Below are 17,944 nucleotides of genomic sequence, written 5' to 3' on the forward strand. Positions count from 1 at the left end.
TGAGATACCTTTCGTCTTCAACACGGATTGAGTGGCGGCTCGCCGGCAAGAAAGCGGCGAACCTCTTCCGCCGCCTGATCAGCGGCGAAGGTGACTGTGCGCACGGAGGCACCGGCGATGTGCGGCGTCAGCGTGACGTTCGGCAGTTGCAACAGCGGCCAATCCTGCGGTACCGGCTCGACTGCAAACGTGTCGAGCATGGCCCCGCCAACTCGCCCCGAGGACAACGCCTCGTAGAGCGCATTGTAGTCGACCAGCGGTCCCCGGGCGGTGTTGATCAAGACCGCGCCTGGCTTGATCCGTGCGAGCGCTTCGCGATCGATAAAGCCCGTCGTCTCGGGCGTGACCCTGGCGTGCAGACTGATCACGTCGGCACGCGCCAGCAGCTCCGGCAAGGCGACATGTTCGACCCCGTCATTGCGATCCTGAGCGCTGAGCTGAACATAGGGATCGGTCACCAGGATCTTGCAGCCGAACGCCTTGAGCAGCTTCACGACCCGCGTGCCGATCGCGCCATAGCCGACGATGCCGACGACCATCTCGCTGAGCTCGCGTCCCGTGCGATCGGCGCGATAGAGATCGCCGCGCCATCCGCCGCCGCGCAAGGATTCATGTCCGCTGCGAATGAGGCGCGTTTCGGCGAGAATAGCTCCGATCGTGAATTCGGCCACGGCGCTGGCATTGCGCCCCGGCGTATTGACGACGAGCACCTGGTGCTCGCGCGCGGCCTGCATGTCGATATTGACCGGACCGCCGCGCGAGACCGCAATGAACTTTAGCTGAGGAAGCCGCTGCAGCATCGACCGCGAGATCGGCGCCAAATGTGTCACGAGCAGCGATGCGTCGCCGATGAAATCGACGACCTCGTCGGGATCGCCCATGAACTCCTTCAGCCCGTCGAGCTTCGAGCCGGCGTAGCCGTGCTCCATCGGCTCATCCGGCCACGGTTGCTCCAGCATGCGGATCTCGACGTCGTTGCCGCAGGCCGCCGTGATCCGTTCGGCGAACACCGACGGCAGCATGAAGCGGTCACCCACGATGGCGATGGAGCTAGACTTGATCGAGCTAGACATGAGTGGCTCCCGCGCGCAGCGCTGCGAGCTCCTTCCAGACCGGACGCGCGGCGAGTCTGGCGTTGACATAGGCGGGGAACATCTGCCTGTAACGCGAAGCCAGCGCGCTGTCCGGCGCTTGCGGCGTGTTCAAATAGGGCCTCACCCAATCCTCCGCGCAGGCCGCCATGTCCGGATAGAGGCCGGTCGCGACGCCAGCCATCATCGCTGCTCCGGCAGCGCCGGCCTCGCCGCGGCTGCAAACGCTGATATCGCTTTCGAGCGTGGCGCCCAGAATGGCGCCAAGTGCGCGGCTCCGCGCAGCGCCGCCTGTCATCCGCACCTCGCCAGGCAGCGAGCCCATCGCGGCATAACAATCGCGCGCCGCAAATGCGAGTCCCTCCATCACCGCCCGCATCAGATCCCAATAGCCGTGGCGCGAGCGTAGCCCCAGAAATTGCGCGCAGGCCTCATGGGCAACGAAGGGACCGCGCTCACCGGCATCGGAAATGAACGGATGAAATAGCAGCTCGCATGGTTTGGCCTGCAACACGTTTTCGTCCAGCCCCCGGATCAGGTCGGCGCGCGAGCGCGTCACGCCTGCGGAGGCCAGCAAGTCTCGTGCGAGATCAAGCAGCCAGTCGATATTGAGCGTGGCGGCCATATTCGATTGCATCTGGGCATAATGGCCGGGCACCGGGAATGGCATCGTATAACCCGTTGCCTCGTCGGTGAGCGTCACGTCGCCAGCGCTTCGCGCGAGCCGCATATGCATCCCGGTCGAACCGATGATCGTACAGCCGACGTTGGGGGCTCGATCATACAGGCCGGCACCGAGCGCCGTGCAGATCACGTCGACGTAGCCGAGCACGACCGGGACGCCCTCCGGCAGGCCGATTTCGGCAGCCGCGGCCGCATTGAGCGGGTGCGTGGCGGTCACGCCGTCGACAACCTGGGGAAACAGCCGCACGAGGTCAGAGATGCCGATCAGCCGCGCAGTCTCCGCATCAAAGCCGCGCGTGCGGAAGTTGCCGCACGAAAAGCTCGCTTCCGAGGGATCGGTTGCGCGTTCGCCGGTCAGCAGGAAGTAAAGCCAGTCCTTGCAGTGGAATGCGGTCGCGGCGCGTGAGATGATCTCTGGTGCGTGCGCCTGCAGCCAGGCCAATTGCGGTCCTTGCTGGCAGGCATTCAATCCGGAGCCGGTCCGCCGATGGAGCGCAGCATTGCGATCGCTCGCGCGGATCTCCTCCACGATGGCACCGGCGCGAGAGTCGAGCCACAACAGCGCCGGCGCGACCGGCTGGCCGTTGTCGTCGATCAACCATGTGCCGTCGCCCTGGCCCGTCACCGCGATCGCCGCAACGCGCGCTGCGAGATTAGGAACGGCCGCGCTCAGACCGCGAAGCGCCGCGACAGTATCAGTCCAGGTCCGCGTCATGTCTTGCTCGACGTGCCCTGCGCCAGCCGCGTCATAGGCATTCGGCAGCGAGACATCGGCAAGTTGCCGGCCGCTCGCGGTGAACGCCACAGCCTTGATCAGGGAGGTGCCGGCATCGATGCCGATAATGACGTCGCGGCTCTGCATGGTCAGGCGGCCTCCGCATGATGAATGCAGGCGCCGTCGGCGGCGAAGATATGAAGATGCCGCGACTCCATCGCGAACGGGACGACATCACCCGGCCGCGCCGCAATCCGGTTCGACGTGACTGCAATCAGGAGCTTGCCGGCACAGTCGCCTGCGACGTGGGATTGGTCTCCCAGCCATTGATTGGAGACAACGTGCAGGCGCACGTCTCCCCTTCCCACCGCGATCTTATGCGGCCGGATTCCGACCGTCAGGCGCGCACTCCCCGCCAACACCTTCTGTGCGGTATCGTTTAGCGTGGCGCCCTGGATCTGGAAAACAAGATCCGGAGCAACCGACAGGCCGAAACCACCGTCGCTGCGCATGACCTCCGCCTGCAGCAGGTTCATGGGCGGCTCGCCGATGAAACTCGCGACAAACAGATTGGCCGGGCGATCCTTCAATTCCCGCTCACTGGCAAATTGCTGCAGGACTCCGTCTTCCATCACCGCGATGCGGTCGGCCAGTGCACTCGCCTCGGTCTGGTCGTGGGTGACGAAGATCGCGGTCATGCCGCGCTCGGCAAGCAGCCCCTTGATCCGGCCGCGCAGCACGGCACGGAGCTGCGGCTCCAACTGTCCCATCGGCTCGTCCAGAAGATAGAGATCGGCGTCGCGCACCAGCGCCCTCGCCAGCGAGACGCGCTGCTGCTGGCCGCCCGAGATGGTGCGGGGAAAGCTGTCCAAAATGTCTTCGATCTCGACCAATCGCGCGACGGTGTCGACCCGGCGGTTGACCTCGCTGCGCGGCAATTGCTGCGCTTTCAGCGCAAACGCGATGTTCTCGCGCACTGTCAGCGGCGGATAAAGCGAATAGCCCTCGAACGCCATCGCCACCTTGCGCTGGGCCGGCGGCAGCCGATGGATCTGCCGGCCTCCCAACACGATCGACCCCGAGCTCACGTCCTCGAACCCTGCGATCATGCGCAACGTCGAGGTCTTGCCACAACCTGACGATCCCAACAGCGCGACGATCTCGCCTTCCGCAACCTGCATGTCGAGCGCGCGCACCGCGTGAACGGGCGCTTTACCGGCACTGCGATAGAATTTGTCGACATTTCCGAGTTCGAGCATGCCCATCACCAAGCTCCCTCCCTCACGCGGCGTGCCGCCGGTGCGGCTGGCCGACGCGAAGCCCGGTCGCACGGTCGAACAGCAGGGCCGATTCCGGCGCGAAGCGGACCAGCACATTCTCGTCGGCGCTGAGACTCCGCGACTCCGGCGGCTGCGCAGCCAGCCATTCGGTACCGTCGGAAAAGCGGAGCAGCACGACGGCTCTTTCATGGATCGGCGTGACCGCGATAATCCGCGCCGGGATTCCGCCTTCGCTACCTTCCCCTGAGATCACGAGATCGTCGGGCCGGATGCCGAGCCAGCATGCTCCGTGATGGTCCAGCTGCTGCTCAAACGGGGCAAGCCGCACGCGCGAGCCGGAAATCTCCGCGAACCCTGCCCCCTGCTCCGCGCGTGGCGTCACTTCGGCGAGATTGATGCTGGGGTCGCCAAACAGCCGGGCAACCGCGACCGACGCAGGGCGGCTGTAGATCTCATCCGGACGAGCGACCTGCTCGAGCCGCCCGTTGACGAGGACCGCAATGCGATCGGCGATCGCCATCGCCTCGCGATAATCCTGGGTCACATAGAGGACCGCCGCGGTGCCTCGCCGCAACAGGCTCGGCAGCTCGAGCCGCATCTCATAGCGCAGCTTGGCATCGACGTTGCGCAGGGGATCGTCGAGCAGCAGAACCTCGGGATTGCCGATCAGGGCGCGCGCCAACGCCGTGCGCTGCTTCTGCCCATTCGACAGTTCGCGCGGCATATGGCCGAGCACATGCTCGATCTTCAGAAGGCCGGCGATCGACTTGACCCGTGCGGCGCGGTCAGTATCGGCCTGCTTCGCACGCAGCCCGCTCGTGATGTTGTCCCGGGCGGTCATATGCGGAAACAGCGCAAAATTCTGAAACGCCATGCCGACGCCGCGCCGCTCGGGCGGCGCGCCGACGACCGACTGTCCGCCGATCAAAATGTCTCCGTCATCCGGCTCGAACATCCCCGCGATCATGCGCAGCAGCACCGTCTTGCCGCTGCCGGACGGGCCGAAGACAGCCACGATCTCGCCGGGCTCAACGGTGAGCGACACATCGTCGGCGCAGCGCACTGTGCCGAATGTCTTCATCAGCGAATTGAGCTCGAGCCGTGCCATACGTTCTCAGCCTTTCACCGCCCCGAGCGACAGCCCTTCGACGAGGTAACGTTGCGCATAAAGTGCAAGCACCAGCGTCGGCATCACCGAGAGCACGATCGCCGCAGCAATCTGGCCATATTGGATGCCTGACGCCGTGACGAAGGCGAGCGCACCCACCGTCACCGGCTGCTTGTCGGCGGAGGCCAGGATCAACGCGAACACGAAATTGTTCCAGCAGAAGATGAAGGACAGCAAGCCCGCAGCCGCGATTCCCGGCCCGGCAAGCGGCACCGCGATCCGCGTGAAGGCTTCGCGCCAGGAATGCCCGGCGAGCCGATAAGCATGCTCGATGTCCGGGCTGATATCCTCGAAATACCCGCGCACGATCCACAGAATGAGCGGCAGCGCGATCAGCTGATAGACCCACACGATCCCGATATAGGTGTCGCTGAGCCCGAGTTGCTGATAGTACAGCGACAGCGGCAGCAGCACCAGCAAGGGCGGCGCGAAACGGAACGACAACAGCGTGAACGCAATGGTCTCGCCCAGCCGAAACTTGAACCGCGCAAACGAATAGGCTGCCGGAATGCCGAGCAGCAGAGCCAGGACCACCGCCGCACTCGACAGCACGAAGCTGTTGAAGAGGTTACGCATGAAGGAGATCTCGAGATTCCCAGCTGCCGTATGCAGCTGGCCCGAGATCAGCGCCTCATAATTGGCGAGAGTCGGCTCAAACAAGAGACGTGGCGGAATCCGCAAAATCTGCTCGTTGGTCTGGAACGACATCAACAGAATCCAGACGATCGGGAACATGAAGAAGACGAGCACGACCGTGAGCGCCACGCCCCGGAAGATGCGTCCCGCCAGACTGGAGTGATCCATCGCCGCCTCCCCTCGCCTAGGCGTGACCGTGGGCGCGCGCCCGCAGCCGCAGCCAGTTCTTGATGAAGATGTTCGACAGAATGTTGGTGATCAGCCAAAGGATCATCAGCAGCGCCGCCGATCGTCCGACGTTGGTGTACTGGAAGAACTCGAGATAGGCCTGAACTTGGAACACCATCAGCCGGTCGCCGGGTCCGCCCTGCGTCATGGCGTAGATGATGTCAAACTGCTGGATGGAATCGAGCAGCCGGAACAGCGAGGCTGTGATGATATAGGGCGCGAGCATCGGCAGCGTGATCCGAAAGAACACGAAGCTCGCGGGCACGCCATCGAGTGCGGCGGCCTCGAACGGCTGGCGCGGCAGCGAGCGCAATCCGGCCAGCAGCAGGATCATGATGAACGGCGTATAGACCCAGACGTCGACCAGCACCACGGTGAACAGCGCAGTCGAGGGATCGGAGGCCCACTTGAAATCATGGACCCCGAACAGGCTGACGAGATAGGACAGGATGCCGAAACTCGGATTGGTCATGAGCTTCCACATCAGCGCGGCAATCGCCGGCGCCGTCATCAGCGGCAGCAGCAGCATGATCGAGACCGCATTGTGGAAGCGTGTCGGCCGTCGCAGCAAGAGCGCAATGCAGAGGCCGAGCAGCAGCTCAACGACCACCGTCGAGGCCGTGTAGACGAGCGAGATTCGAAGCGTGTTCCAGAATGCGGGGTCCGACAGGAAGTCGATATAGTTGTCGATCCCGATGAAGCCGCGAAGGTAAGGCAAATTCAGGCGGTAGCGCTGCAACGAATACACTGCCGCCGTGATGAACGGCACCAAGATGGCGATGCAGACGAGCAGCGCCGGCAGGCTCAGCAGGTAAGGCAGGATGCGGCCACGCAGCTTTGTCGCACCGCGTGGTAGCGCATTGGCCTGAAGAAGTTGAACCATGCTCATGACGATAAGAGATCGCTCATTCGTTTGCGCCAGCATCAACATGACTGCCATGCGGTGCTTTGGCGCCGACATTCGCAAGCATCGTAGATGGGATGCGAACGTCAGCGCCCGGAACACCAGGCTTCAACCGAGGCGAATTCAACCAAGACCTGCCTGCTTCAGCTGGCGGTTGATACTGTCGGCGAGCTTGTCGAGCCCTTCATCGACGCTGACCTCCTTGGCTACCATCTTCTGCAGCGAAGCCGCCCATTCGGTCGTGAGGTCGAAGAACAATGGCTGCGCGGTAAAGTAGATCTTCGCCCCGGGAGACGAGACGTCGAACTGCTCGAGATAACCGGGATAGGATTTTGCAATCCGGTCGCGGAACTCCTGGTCCTTCCACACCGACGCGCGCACTGGATTGACGAAGTCCATCTTGCGGGCGCCGAACAGATCGTGCTCGACCGAGGCCGCCCATTGCATGAACAGCCACGCCGCATCCTTCTGCTTGGAGAAGCTCGACAGAGCCAGCGACCAGATCCAGACGTTCGGTGTCGGGGCCTTGGCTTCCGGATTGGCGGCGAAGGGAACGTAACCGAGGTGACCTTTCTCCTTGTTGTCGCCGCCGTTCATGAAATAGCCGAGGATGTCGGCGTCGAAGATCATGCCGGAAGCACCGGCGCCGAGATCGGTACCGACCTGGTACCAGGTGTATGTCGACCAGTTCTTCGGACCCGAGGTCTGGATCATCTTGACCCATTTCTCGTGGAATTCCCTCGAGGCCTTGGTGTTCATCGCGGCCTTTAGCTTGCCGCCTTCCATCACGAAATCCTTCTGGCCGAAGTTCGAGTAGGCCGACAGGAAACCCGGATGGATGGTCGCCCAGGAGCGCGAACCGCGGACACCGATGCCGTAAGATCCGCCCGCGTCCTTGGTGATCTTCGCGGCGACGTCGAGCATCTCGTCGAGGTTCTTCGGCGGCTTCACCCCGACCTTGTCGAAAATGTTGCGATTGTAGGTGATGTTGTTGAGCTCATAACCCCAGGGGATGCACCATTGCTTGGCTTTGCCGGAGCCGAGCTCGGAGCCGGCAACGCCGTCCCACGCCGTCGATGCCCTGAGGTTCGGCAGCACGTCGTCCCAGGCGAAGGCCGGATTGGTCTTCGCGGGATCCTTGATGTAGGGGTTGAGGTCCTCGATCCAGCCCGCCGGACCATAGGTCCAGGTCATGTAGGCGCCGGTCATGAACGCGTCGTACTGATCCGACTTCGACGACAACGCCGCCGTCACCTTGTCGAAATAGACGTCTTCCGGGAAGATATCGTAGGCGACGTTCATCCCGGTAAGGTTCTTGAACGCGTCAAGATCCGCGATCATCGCGTCGACGTAAGGGTGCTTGTTCAAGAGCAGCTTGATGGACTTGCCGCTATAGGCCTTCCAGTTGAAGTCCGCCGCCATCGCACGCGACATCGCTGATGCGAATGCGGCATTGGCCGCGACACCGGCGATGCCGAGCTTGGCGGCGCCGTCGAGGAGATCACGCCGACTGATGCGTTTGGCGGCGTAGGATTCGAATAGACTCTTCTCGCGATCGTACATTGAAGCCTCCCATGTTGGCGTTACCTGCCCTTCCGACTTTTGGTCTTGGTCTTGCCGGATGTTGCCTCCGGCTTTTCGCTTGCGAGCGCTTGCGCGGTCGCTTCGTCGATGATGAGGCCATGCAGGAGGCCGCTGCGCAGCACGGCAAGCAGTGCCGTCACTTTCGCGAGCCCGCCGGCAATGGCGACAATGCGGTGTTTCCTGAGATCCGCGGCCTCCATCGAGGTGGCGCGCGCCGAGAGATCGATGTCGAGCATCTCACCCTTGGCATTGAAGAAATGGCCGAGCAGATCGGCGCAGGCCCCGGCCCGCTTCAACTCCACGACCTCGTCGGGCTTGATCATGCCGCTCGAGACCAGAAAGCCGTCGCTGTGGATCTGGCCGATGCCGACGACCAGGAGCGACGCCCTGCGCGCGAGCGCGAACACATCGGCGATGCCGTACTGCTTCATCAGCACGGCACGGTCGGCGACCGAATTCGCAAACACCGGCACCGGCAGCAGATAGGCTTCCGCGCCGGTTCGCTCGGCCAGACGATGAATCACGTCGAACGGATTGGCAGCGAATTTCCGCGTCAGGCCACCGAGCAACGACACGAACTGCACATCGCGCGCGGGGGTCTGCGGCAATTGCTCGACGACGGCCGCGAGCGTGCGCCCATGCCCGACGCCGATGATCTTGTGTTCGCCGCGCTCAAGGATCTGCCGCAGGAAGCTCGCGCCTTCGAGCGCGAGTGCTTTCAGCGGCAACTCGCCTTCGCCGAGGTCGGGTGCGACGCGGCAAAAGGACAGGCCATAGCGTTCGGCAAGCGCGTTCTCCAGCGCCACGCATTCGGCCACCGGCCCCTCGACGAAGACGCGGATCATGCCTTCGCGACTCGCGCGCGCGATCAGCCGATGCGCCTTGGTGCTTTGGATGTTCAGCCGCTCGGCGACCTCGGACTGCGTCAGCCCGGCGGCGAAGTACAGCCACGCCGCGCGCGTCGCAAGCGAAGCTTCGCCATCAACCGTCGGCAGCCTGTCTGGTGTCCCCACGCCGAAAAGCCCGCTTGCAAAATTCTTCACACCTTGCAAAAAATTGCAGAGGCGCGGACGATCGTCAATCCCCCAAACGTGCTGCGGTGCAGTCGAGCCCGGATCGCGTTGTGACGTTATCCGCGCCTCGCTTCGGAGGCGGCTGCCAGATGGTGAGTCCAATGACGGGTCTGTTTCTCGGCATCGACGTCGGCACGGGTGGCGTCCGCGCCTGCGCGATCGACGCGCGCGGCGAAATCCAGGGGATCGAATCGGCGAACCTCCCTCCGCCGCACCAGGACGGCAACGCGATCGATCAGGACCCGGAACTCTGGTGGCAGGCGACGACCTCGGCGATTTCAGGACTCGGCCGCACAGTTGACCTCAAGCGTGTCGAACGGATCGCGGTCGATGGCACCTCCGGCACTCTCCTGCTGATCGACACGACCGGCCGGCCTTGTACGCCGGGGCTCATGTACAATGACGCGCGCGCGATCAACCAAGCCGCCCGCATCGCAGCGATCGCGCCAGCGGAAAGCGGAGCACATGGCGCAAGCAGCGCGCTCGCGAAGTTGCTTTTCCTGCTGGATCGCGCGCCGGCCAAGGAGGCACGCATTGCCGTGCATCAAGCAGACTGGATTGCTGGACGCATTGCCGGCCGTCACGGCATCAGCGACGAAAACAACGCGCTGAAGCTGGGTTACGACCCGGTCGCGCGCGCCTGGCCGGCGTGGCTCGACCAGCTCGGCGTCAGCCGCGGCTTTTTGCCTCAAGTGCTGGTGCCCGGCACGTCCTTTGCTGCGATCGATCCGGAGGTTGCATCCGCGCTTGGTATAGCGCGTTCAGCCCACGTCGCGGCCGGCACCACCGACGGCGTTGCAGCCTTCATTGCGACGCGCGCTGATGCTCCGGGGGACGCCGTGACGTCGCTCGGAACGACACTGGTCGTCAAACTGCTTGCAACGCAACCGATCTTTGCCGCGGACCAGGGCGTCTATTCGCACCGGCTCGGCGATCGCTGGCTCGCCGGTGGGGCTTCCAATTCAGGCGGCGGGGCTTTGTTGGCGCATTTCACCGCGCAACAGATGGATCGGTTGACTCCGCTGCTCACCCCCGATGTGCCGACAGGCCTCGACTACTATCCCCTTCCCAAACCGGGCGAACGTTTCCCGATCGCCGATCCTGCTCTCGCGCCGCGGATCGCGCCGCGCCCGTCCGAGGATCATCGCTTCTTCCAGGCTCTTCTCGAAGGCATCGCATCGGTCGAAGCGCTCGCTTACCGACGGCTGGCGCAACTCGGAGCGCCACCGCTCCGCCGCGTGATCAGCATCGGCGGTGGCGCCAAGAACGCCGTCTGGACGGAGATCCGGCGCCGGATCCTTGGTGTGCCCGTGAGCGTCGCCGAGCAGACCGAGGCATGTTATGGCGCCGCGCTTCTCGCGTTGCGAGGTGGTCGGCCATGACGCGCGAAACCCTCGCAATCGCGGGGCTCTCAGCGATCGCAGACCGGTTCGACCATGTCCTGCTCGATCAATGGGGCACGCTGCACGAAGGCGGCAGGATCTTTCCGGCTGCGCGGGATTGCATGGCCAAGCTCAGGGAAGCCGGCAAGCACGTCCTGGTGCTCTCGAATTCGGGCAAGCGCGCACGCAGCAATGCCGAACGGCTTGCCCGGCTCGGTCTGCCGCCGTCGGCCTATGACGGCATTCTTACCTCGGGAGAAGTGACCTGGCAGGGCCTGCGAAATCGGACGCACAAGCCGTTCACCGAGTTTGGCCATTCCTGTTTCCTCATCACCCGAGGGAGCGACCGGTCCATTGTCGACGGGCTTAATCTAGCGATCGTCGCGGATGTGAGAGAAGCCGATTTCGTCCTGCTTGCTGGCGTCGACGATAAGCGCGCGGAGCCCGACCGCTGGCGCGAATGCTTCAGCTTGGCCATCGCGCGCGGGCTTCCGATGCTCTGCGCCAATCCCGACCTCAAGATGTTCGGCGAGGCCGGGCTGGTCCCCGCGCCCGGCGCGCTGGCGCGCGTCTATGAGCAGCTCGGCGGCGCCGTGAGGTTCGTCGGCAAGCCGCATGCCCCGATCTTTGAGGCGGCGCTGGAGCGCCTCGGCCACCCCGATCCAAGGTGCGTGCTGATGGTTGGCGATTCCCTTGACCATGATGTCGCCGGAGGGCGCGCCGCCGGAATGCTGACATTGCTCCTGAGTTCGGGCGTGCACCGGGATTTCCTCGCCACACGCGATATCGATGAGCCGATACGAAAGCTGGCCGGCTCGCGCGACCGCATGCCGAATTGGATCATGGGCGCTCTGACCTGGTGAGGGACGTTGATGCAAGACGCTGCAGACCTCCACGAGCTTCGCCTGATGTCGGCCCGGGTCGGCCGCGATATTCGCCTGGTGCAGGGTGCAGGCGGCAACTCCTCGATCAAGCATGGCGATATGCTATGGGTCAAAGCCTCGGGCACCTGGCTTGCCGATGCCGAGCACAAGGACATCTTCGTGCCGGTCTTGCTCAAACAGGCGCAGGCGGCGCTGGCACGCGGCGATGAGCGCATCCCCCTCGCCGATCATGGCCAAACCGCGCTGCGCGCTTCGATCGAGACGTCTCTCCACGCGCTTCTGCCACATCCGGTGGTGCTGCACGTGCATTCCGTCAACACCATCGCATGGGCGGTCCGAACCGATGCGCCCGAGGAATTTGCCAGGCGACTGGATGGGCTGGCTTGGCGTCACCTCGACTACTATCACCCCGGACTGCCGCTGGCCCGCGCCGTCGGCGCGGTCATCGCACAGGACACAATCGACGTCCTGATCCTCGGCAATCACGGCCTTGTCGTCGGTGCACCGAGCTGCGGTGCTGCAGAAGCGCTTGTTCACGAGGTCGAAGAGCGCCTTGCACTCGTGCCCCGTGCTGCGCCGGCAGCGGACGAGAAAGCGCTTCACGAACTATGTCGAGGGACGGACTATCGCTTGCCGACAGATCCGCTTTGCCATGCCATCGCCACCGATCGCTTCAGTCGTGCCGTTGCAACGAGCGGCTCGCTTTATCCCGATCACGTCGTCTTTCTGGGGCCTGGCCTGCCGATGCTGGGCCAAGGCGAGGACCTTCTCGCGATGGGGGCGCGCGCCAGCGCAAACGGACTGCCGCCGCCCGTGGCTGTTCTCGTACCAGATAAGGGTGCCGTCATTCGCACCGATGCCAGTCCCGGCGCCGAAGCCATGCTGAGCTGCCTTGCGCTGGTCACCGCGCGCCTGCCGCTAAGCGCCGAAGTCGCTTATCTCACCGCCGAGAATGAACAAGCTCTTCTGAATTGGGACGCCGAGCGCTACCGCCAGCAGCTGACCGCTCGTCGCTGACAAGAACCGGCGCACCTGTGGGACGAGGCATTAATAGGGCCTTCCGGCGGGCCGCAGACCGCATGTTCCATCTTTCTTGTGCTTGACCAAGGCAACTCCCGCCGCGTCAGCACGTGAGAGCCATTATGCCTGATCACCTGTTCTCGTCGGCAACGCAGCCGCGCCGCCAGGTGATGCGCTCTGCATCCCCTGCACAAGCGTCGATCTCGGTGTCGTGCGGGCCGGCCCGGCCAGCGCCATCTGGCGGCGCCGGCGCGCCTGCAATTGCTGGTCCGCCAGCACGCCGAGCAAGATCACCGTCCCCATCACGGCGAAGTTGAGGGAATTGGGGATGCCCAGGATATTCACGAGGTTCTGCAGCACCTGCAGCAGCGCCGTTCCCAGCACGATGCCCAGAATGGAGCCTTCACCGCCGCGCAGGCTGCACCCACCCAGAACGGCAGCTGCGATGGCGTAGAGTTCGTAGAAATTGCCGAACGAGCTCGGAGACACCGAGTTCGTATAGAACACGAACAGCACGGTTGAGACGCCCGCGAGCCCGCCGCTGATGATATAGGCCGTCGCGATCACGAGGTCCGTGTTGATACCGGAGAAGCGCGCCGCTTCCTCGTTCTTGCCCACCGCATAGAGCCAGCGCCCGTAGACCGAGCGGTGCAGCAGCACGCCCAGGATCAGCGCAAGGATGATCAGGAAGATGAAGGTGTTCGGAATGCCGGCGATACTACCGGACGCGATGTCGCTCAATGTCTTGGCTTCATCACCGTAGCCGAACCCCCGCGTCGAATCGCTGGTATAGTAGCGGGCGGCGCCGCGATAGATCAGCAACCCGCACAGCGTGACGATGAAGGGCTGCATTTTCAGCCGCGTGATCAGGAAACCCTGGATCGCGCCGAGAGCCAGCCCGCCCGCCAGGACAAGCAGCAGCGCGAGCGGCCAATAGATCTCATAAGTCGTGAGAAGGTCGATGAAGACCACGCCAAGCAGCGCGAACATCGAGCCAAGCGAGAGATCGATGCCTCCCGTGATGATCACGAGCCCCTCGCCCAGCGCGAACACACCGAACAGGCCGATCAGATTGGCCATGTTCAGCAAGTTCACCAGCGACAGAAAGGCCGGATTGATGGCGCCCGTGATCGCGGAAATCACGACCAGGAGCAGGAGCAGGCCGAGTTCCTTCTTCATCATGGCGCAGCGGCTTCCACGGTTTCCAGCGCTTGGCCGATCGCCAGCCGCAGCACGTTGTATTCGCTGAGCTGCTCGCGCGGCAGCACGCCGCTGACACAGCCCTCATGCATGACCGCCACCCGATCGGAGACGCCGATCACCTCCTCCATATCCGAGGAGATCATCACGATCGCGACGCCCTGATCGGCGAGATGGCGCATCAGCAGGTAGATCTCGCTCTTGGCACCGACATCGATGCCACGGGTCGGTTCGTCGAAGAACATTACCCGTGGCTGCATCGAAAGCCACTTGCCCAGCACCACTTTCTGCTGGTTACCGCCGGAGAGCGTCACGGCCTCCATATCGGCGCTCGGCGCCTTGATGGACAGACGTCTCATCTGTTCCTTGGCGACCTTGCGTTCGGCTGTGCCGCTCACCAGCCACATCCGCGCATAGTTCAAAAGGTTCGCGAGCGTCACGTTCTCCCGGATCGGCAGATCCAGCACGAGCCCGGATTTCTTGCGGTCCTCCGGGACCAGATAGATCCCTTGCCTGATCGCATCGCGCGGGGAAGCGACACCGACCGGCTCGTTGTCGATCCTGATCTCCCCGCCAAGCAGCGGGTCGATGCCGAAGGCCGCGCGGGCCAGCGAGGTGCGGCCCGCACCTACCAGCCCTGCCAGGCCGAGGATCTCGCCACGGCGCACGGAAAGATTGATCTGCCGGTCGGGAAACGCTGATGTGACGAGGCCGACGATATCGCAGCCGCCCGGCTGCGGCGGCCGTCCCGGCGGCGTATATAGCGCCTTCAGGTCGCGACCGATCATCAGCCGGATCATCGCGGCATGGCTGAGTTCGTGCCGCGCCAGTTCGCCGACCGTGCGCCCGTCGCGCAGCACCACGACGCGGTCCGCGCAAGTCGTGATCTCGCCAAGCCGGTGGGAGATATAGATCACCGAAATGCCATGCCCCTTCAGGTCGGCAATCACCTCCAGCAACCGTTCGGTCTCGGAGATCGTCAGGCTGGAGGTCGGCTCGTCCATGATGATGACGCGGGCGTCGATCGAGAGCGCCTTGGCGATCTCCACCATCTGGCGCTGCGCGATCGACAGGTTGTCGACCGGCGTATCCGGCATGAAATCGGCACCCAACCGCTCCAGCAGCGGCGTCACCCGGGCACGCATCTTCGTGTTGTCCACCAGCTTCAGCGGACCGCCGATCAGCGTCTCGCGCCCGATGAATACGTTGGCCGCGACATCGAGATTCTCGAACAGGTTCAGTTCCTGGTGGACGAAGGCGATGCCGGCCCGCGTCGCCTCGCTCACCGTCATGCGCGCATGATCGTTGCCGCCGATGCGGATCACGCCCGCGCTCGGCGCGATCACGCCCGCCAGCACGCGCATCAAGGTCGATTTGCCGGCGCCGTTCTCGCCGATCAGTCCCAGCACCTCGCCGCGCTCGACGCGCAGGTTGACATCGTCGAGGGCCCTGACACCGGGATAGGTCTTGCTGATCCCGGCAAGTTCCAGCAACGTCTCCGCCATTCGGCGTTTCCTCCCGCACAACGCCCGGCGGCGGTGGCCGCCAGGCGGTAAAGCACCGCTGATGTTACTTCTTCAGCAGCTCTTTCATCGATGCGGTGAACTGCGCGACGTTGGTCTTGTCGATCACCTTGGTCGGCACGATCAGCTTGCTGTCCTTCGGGATCCAGGACTTGTCGCCATTCAGCGTCTTGATGATGTTGGTGGCGGAGAGATAGCCGAACTCGTAGGGTTGCTGCACGACGGTGGATTCGATGGTGCCGTCCGAGATGCCCCGCAGCGTGCGCTGGTCCTCGTCGAAGCCGACGATCTTCACCTTGCCGGCTTTGCCGGCCGCCTTCACCGCGTCATAGATCAGCGGCGTCTCGTAGCTCCACAGACCCGACAACAGCGCAATGTCGGGATATTTGACGAGCACGTTCTCCATATTCGCCTTGGCCTTGGCGAAATCCACCTGGTCGGTGAACACGTCGACCAGTTCGACCTTAGTGCCGGCGATCGCGTCCTTGATCCCCTGCACCCGCTCGCGAGCATTGTCAGCGTCCATCGTTCCGACAAACAGCGCGATCTTGCCGCCGTTCGGCAGCGCCTTCTTGATCTCCTCGCCGGCCTGCCGCCCGGCCGCGACATTGTCGGTGCCGATATAGGCAAGACGATTGCTCTGCGGCGCGTCGCTGTCGGTCGTGATCAACACGGTCTTGGCGGCGACCTTGTTGAGTTCTTCCGTTGCATGTGGGGCATCGTCGACGGAGATGGAGATGCCGGCGACGCCGCGCACCAGCAAGTCATCCAGTTCCCGCCGCTGGCCCGCCGCGGTCCCTTCGTTGGTGACGATCAACTCGATATTGTAATCCGGGTGTTCTTTCTGCGCCTTCTCAAGCCCGCGACCGGCGATGGTCCAGAAATCGGCCGCGACGTTGGTCACCAGCGCGATGGTCTTTTTCTGCTGAGCCTGCGCCGTCCCGATGGCCGTCACGAGCACAGCTGCGCTCGCCAGCAGTGGCACGATCAGCTTCATTGAGCCCTTCATGTGCACCTCTCCCTTATGTCACCCCCGTTATGAGGGGATTCATGCGCGGCGCTTCTTGCGCCTTATTTTATTTACGCTTCGAATAAATTATGGAGAAGAATACCTCAGGTCAAGGATGTTCTTGCTCCTTCGCTCCCGCAAAAATAGTGCACGAGGTACAATCAGGCAGACTTTCGCTGCGTCACTTCTTCACGGCCGCACCGCACACGTTGATTAACTTCACCTATCGAATTAAAACACTGGCATGGATGACGAACCCGAACCGACGAGACGTGCTGCGAGTGTGACCCGCGGATCAAATCGCGGCCGCCTCGTCGAGGTCTTGCGGCGCCAAGGGCCGTTGCCGCGCGTGGAGCTCGCGCGGAGTACGGGGCTGAGCTTCCCGGCCATTTCGGCGATCACGTCGAAACTGATGTCGGAAGAACTGCTGTGCGAGGCCGAGACCGAAGCCGGGGCAGCGACATCGTGGCCCGACGATACCGATGAAGAGGATGCTGACGGGCTGAATGGCCGTCGCCGTGGCCGGCCGGCGGTGCTGCTGACCATGAATCCGGAGTTCGGCCGCATCATTGCGGTTTCGCTGCGCATGAACCTGATCGAGACGCTGATCGCAGACTTCAGTGGCTCCGGTCTGGCGCAATCGCGACTGACGCTGGCGACGCGCGCTCTCGATGCAGCTGCGTTGTGCGATCTCGTAATCACGCAGATCGACGCGATGCTTGACGCGACCGCGACGCCGCGCCACCGGCTGCTCGGAATCGGAATTGCGCTGCAAGGCATCGTCAATGCCGACGCCGGGCGGCATCTGTGGAGTCCCGCGTTGTCGGTCACCGATGTCGATCTGGCGAAGCCGCTGCGTCAGGCGTTCGGGGTCGAGGTCGTGATGGCGAACGACGCGGTCGCAGTCGCGCTGGCGCTGGCAGCCGCCGAACCGGCACTGGCAGAGGGCCTGTCGGCCACGATCATGGTCGGCCACGGCGTCGGGATGGGCGTCGTCGTCGACGGCGAAGCGCGCTGGGGCGCCGGCAGCGAGATCGGCCACATCAAATTGGCGCCGAACGGTCCGCAGTGCCGCTGCGGCCAGCGCGGCTGCGTCGAGGCCTACCTCGCCGACTATGCGCTCTATCGCGATGCCCGCACCTTTCTCGACCTGCCGCCTGCGGCATCGCAGCAGCCGTCGGAGGCGCAGATGGACTTGCTTCGCCAGCGAGCACTGGGCGGCGATCCCCGCTTCGAGCAGTTGTTCCAGCAGGCAGGCCACGCGCTTGCGGAGGCCGTTGCCGCAACGATTTCAGTGCTGCGCCCCAACCATGTCATCCTGGCCGGCCCCGGCCTGCAGGGATTTGACATGATGCGCCACGCTTATGAGGAGCGGCTCGCGCAGGCGGTGTTGCCGTGGCTGCTCAAGTCCACGGCGATCTATGTGCGTCCCTGCGAGTCGGCGGCGATCGTCGATGGCATGGTGCGGCGGACCTTGCGTGTGGTGGACCGGACCCACATGGAAAGCAGCGAGTGAACACCGGAAGCTGCGGCCCTTGTTCGAGCTGCAGCCGTGCAACCGAC

The 17,944-nt window shown here is 63.8% G+C and carries 15 protein-coding genes; 4 read left to right on the forward strand and 11 right to left on the reverse strand.

The features are described 5' to 3' along the window. Positions 1–17 precede the first annotated feature (17 nt). From QX034_RS33825 to QX034_RS33860, 8 genes are all read right to left on the reverse strand, one after another. Complete coding sequence (locus QX034_RS33825) at positions 18–1,073, reverse strand: 2-hydroxyacid dehydrogenase (RefSeq protein ID WP_315703222.1); 1,056 nt, start codon at positions 1,071–1,073, stop codon at positions 18–20. After that, positions 1,066–2,637 (reverse strand): FGGY-family carbohydrate kinase, encoded by a 1,572-nt coding sequence (locus tag QX034_RS33830; RefSeq protein ID WP_315806620.1) that lies wholly within the window; start codon positions 2,635–2,637, stop codon positions 1,066–1,068. The genes QX034_RS33825 and QX034_RS33830 overlap by 8 nt, the downstream gene beginning before the upstream one ends. 2 nt (positions 2,638–2,639) lie before the next feature. After that, positions 2,640–3,749 carry an ABC transporter ATP-binding protein gene (locus QX034_RS33835; RefSeq protein ID WP_315806623.1) on the reverse strand — a complete coding sequence of 370 codons (1,110 nt, stop codon included), beginning with the start codon at positions 3,747–3,749 and terminating at the stop codon, positions 2,640–2,642. Between the two features lie 22 nt (positions 3,750–3,771). Continuing rightward, on the reverse strand, positions 3,772–4,878 hold the full coding sequence (locus QX034_RS33840; protein ID WP_316196334.1) for an ABC transporter ATP-binding protein: 1,107 nt from the start codon (positions 4,876–4,878) through the stop codon (positions 3,772–3,774). Positions 4,879–4,884: 6 nt separating this feature from the next. Continuing rightward, entirely contained in the window at positions 4,885–5,742 is an 858-nt protein-coding gene (locus tag QX034_RS33845; RefSeq protein ID WP_315703219.1) for a carbohydrate ABC transporter permease, read from the reverse strand. A gap of 16 nt (positions 5,743–5,758) precedes the next feature. Continuing rightward, complete coding sequence (locus QX034_RS33850; protein WP_409977517.1) at positions 5,759–6,685, reverse strand: carbohydrate ABC transporter permease; 927 nt, start codon at positions 6,683–6,685, stop codon at positions 5,759–5,761. Between the two features lie 144 nt (positions 6,686–6,829). Further along, positions 6,830–8,269: an extracellular solute-binding protein gene (locus tag QX034_RS33855; protein WP_315703217.1), complete on the reverse strand. Its 1,440-nt coding sequence runs from the start codon at positions 8,267–8,269 to the stop codon at positions 6,830–6,832. A 20-nt stretch (positions 8,270–8,289) separates the two neighbouring features. Next, entirely contained in the window at positions 8,290–9,303 is a 1,014-nt protein-coding gene (locus tag QX034_RS33860; protein ID WP_315703216.1) for a sugar-binding transcriptional regulator, read from the reverse strand. A 161-nt stretch (positions 9,304–9,464) separates the two neighbouring features. On the opposite strand from QX034_RS33860, the gene QX034_RS33865 reads away from it, so the two are divergent. The 3 genes from QX034_RS33865 to QX034_RS33875 are packed head-to-tail and all read left to right on the forward strand — an operon-like array spanning position 9,465 to position 12,646. Beyond that, positions 9,465–10,745, forward strand: coding sequence for an FGGY-family carbohydrate kinase (locus QX034_RS33865; protein ID WP_316196335.1), 1,281 nt, complete (start codon positions 9,465–9,467; stop codon positions 10,743–10,745). Further along, positions 10,742–11,608, forward strand: a complete 867-nt coding sequence (locus QX034_RS33870; protein ID WP_315703214.1) for a TIGR01459 family HAD-type hydrolase — start codon at positions 10,742–10,744, stop codon at positions 11,606–11,608. The genes QX034_RS33865 and QX034_RS33870 overlap by 4 nt, the downstream gene beginning before the upstream one ends. Before the next feature lie 9 nt (positions 11,609–11,617). Beyond that, the gene (locus QX034_RS33875; protein WP_315703213.1) at positions 11,618–12,646 is read left to right on the forward strand and encodes a class II aldolase/adducin family protein; all 1,029 of its coding nucleotides are present in this window, start codon (positions 11,618–11,620) and stop codon (positions 12,644–12,646) included. A 123-nt stretch (positions 12,647–12,769) separates the two neighbouring features. On the opposite strand, the gene QX034_RS33880 is transcribed toward QX034_RS33875, so the two are convergent. From QX034_RS33880 to QX034_RS33890, 3 genes are all read right to left on the reverse strand, one after another. After that, complete coding sequence (locus QX034_RS33880; protein WP_315703212.1) at positions 12,770–13,831, reverse strand: ABC transporter permease; 1,062 nt, start codon at positions 13,829–13,831, stop codon at positions 12,770–12,772. Beyond that, positions 13,828–15,354: a sugar ABC transporter ATP-binding protein gene (locus QX034_RS33885; protein WP_315703211.1), complete on the reverse strand. Its 1,527-nt coding sequence runs from the start codon at positions 15,352–15,354 to the stop codon at positions 13,828–13,830. The genes QX034_RS33880 and QX034_RS33885 overlap by 4 nt, the downstream gene beginning before the upstream one ends. A gap of 64 nt (positions 15,355–15,418) precedes the next feature. Continuing rightward, complete coding sequence (locus QX034_RS33890; protein ID WP_315703210.1) at positions 15,419–16,381, reverse strand: sugar-binding protein; 963 nt, start codon at positions 16,379–16,381, stop codon at positions 15,419–15,421. A 244-nt stretch (positions 16,382–16,625) separates the two neighbouring features. Here QX034_RS33890 and QX034_RS33895 point away from each other — a divergent pair, with 244 nt between their 5' ends. After that, positions 16,626–17,897: an ROK family protein gene (locus QX034_RS33895; RefSeq protein ID WP_315703209.1), complete on the forward strand. Its 1,272-nt coding sequence runs from the start codon at positions 16,626–16,628 to the stop codon at positions 17,895–17,897. The last annotated feature ends 47 nt before the right edge of the window (positions 17,898–17,944 follow it).

The organism is Bradyrhizobium sp. SZCCHNR3119, from assembly GCF_032487775.1.
Classification (GTDB): domain Bacteria; phylum Pseudomonadota; class Alphaproteobacteria; order Rhizobiales; family Xanthobacteraceae; genus Bradyrhizobium.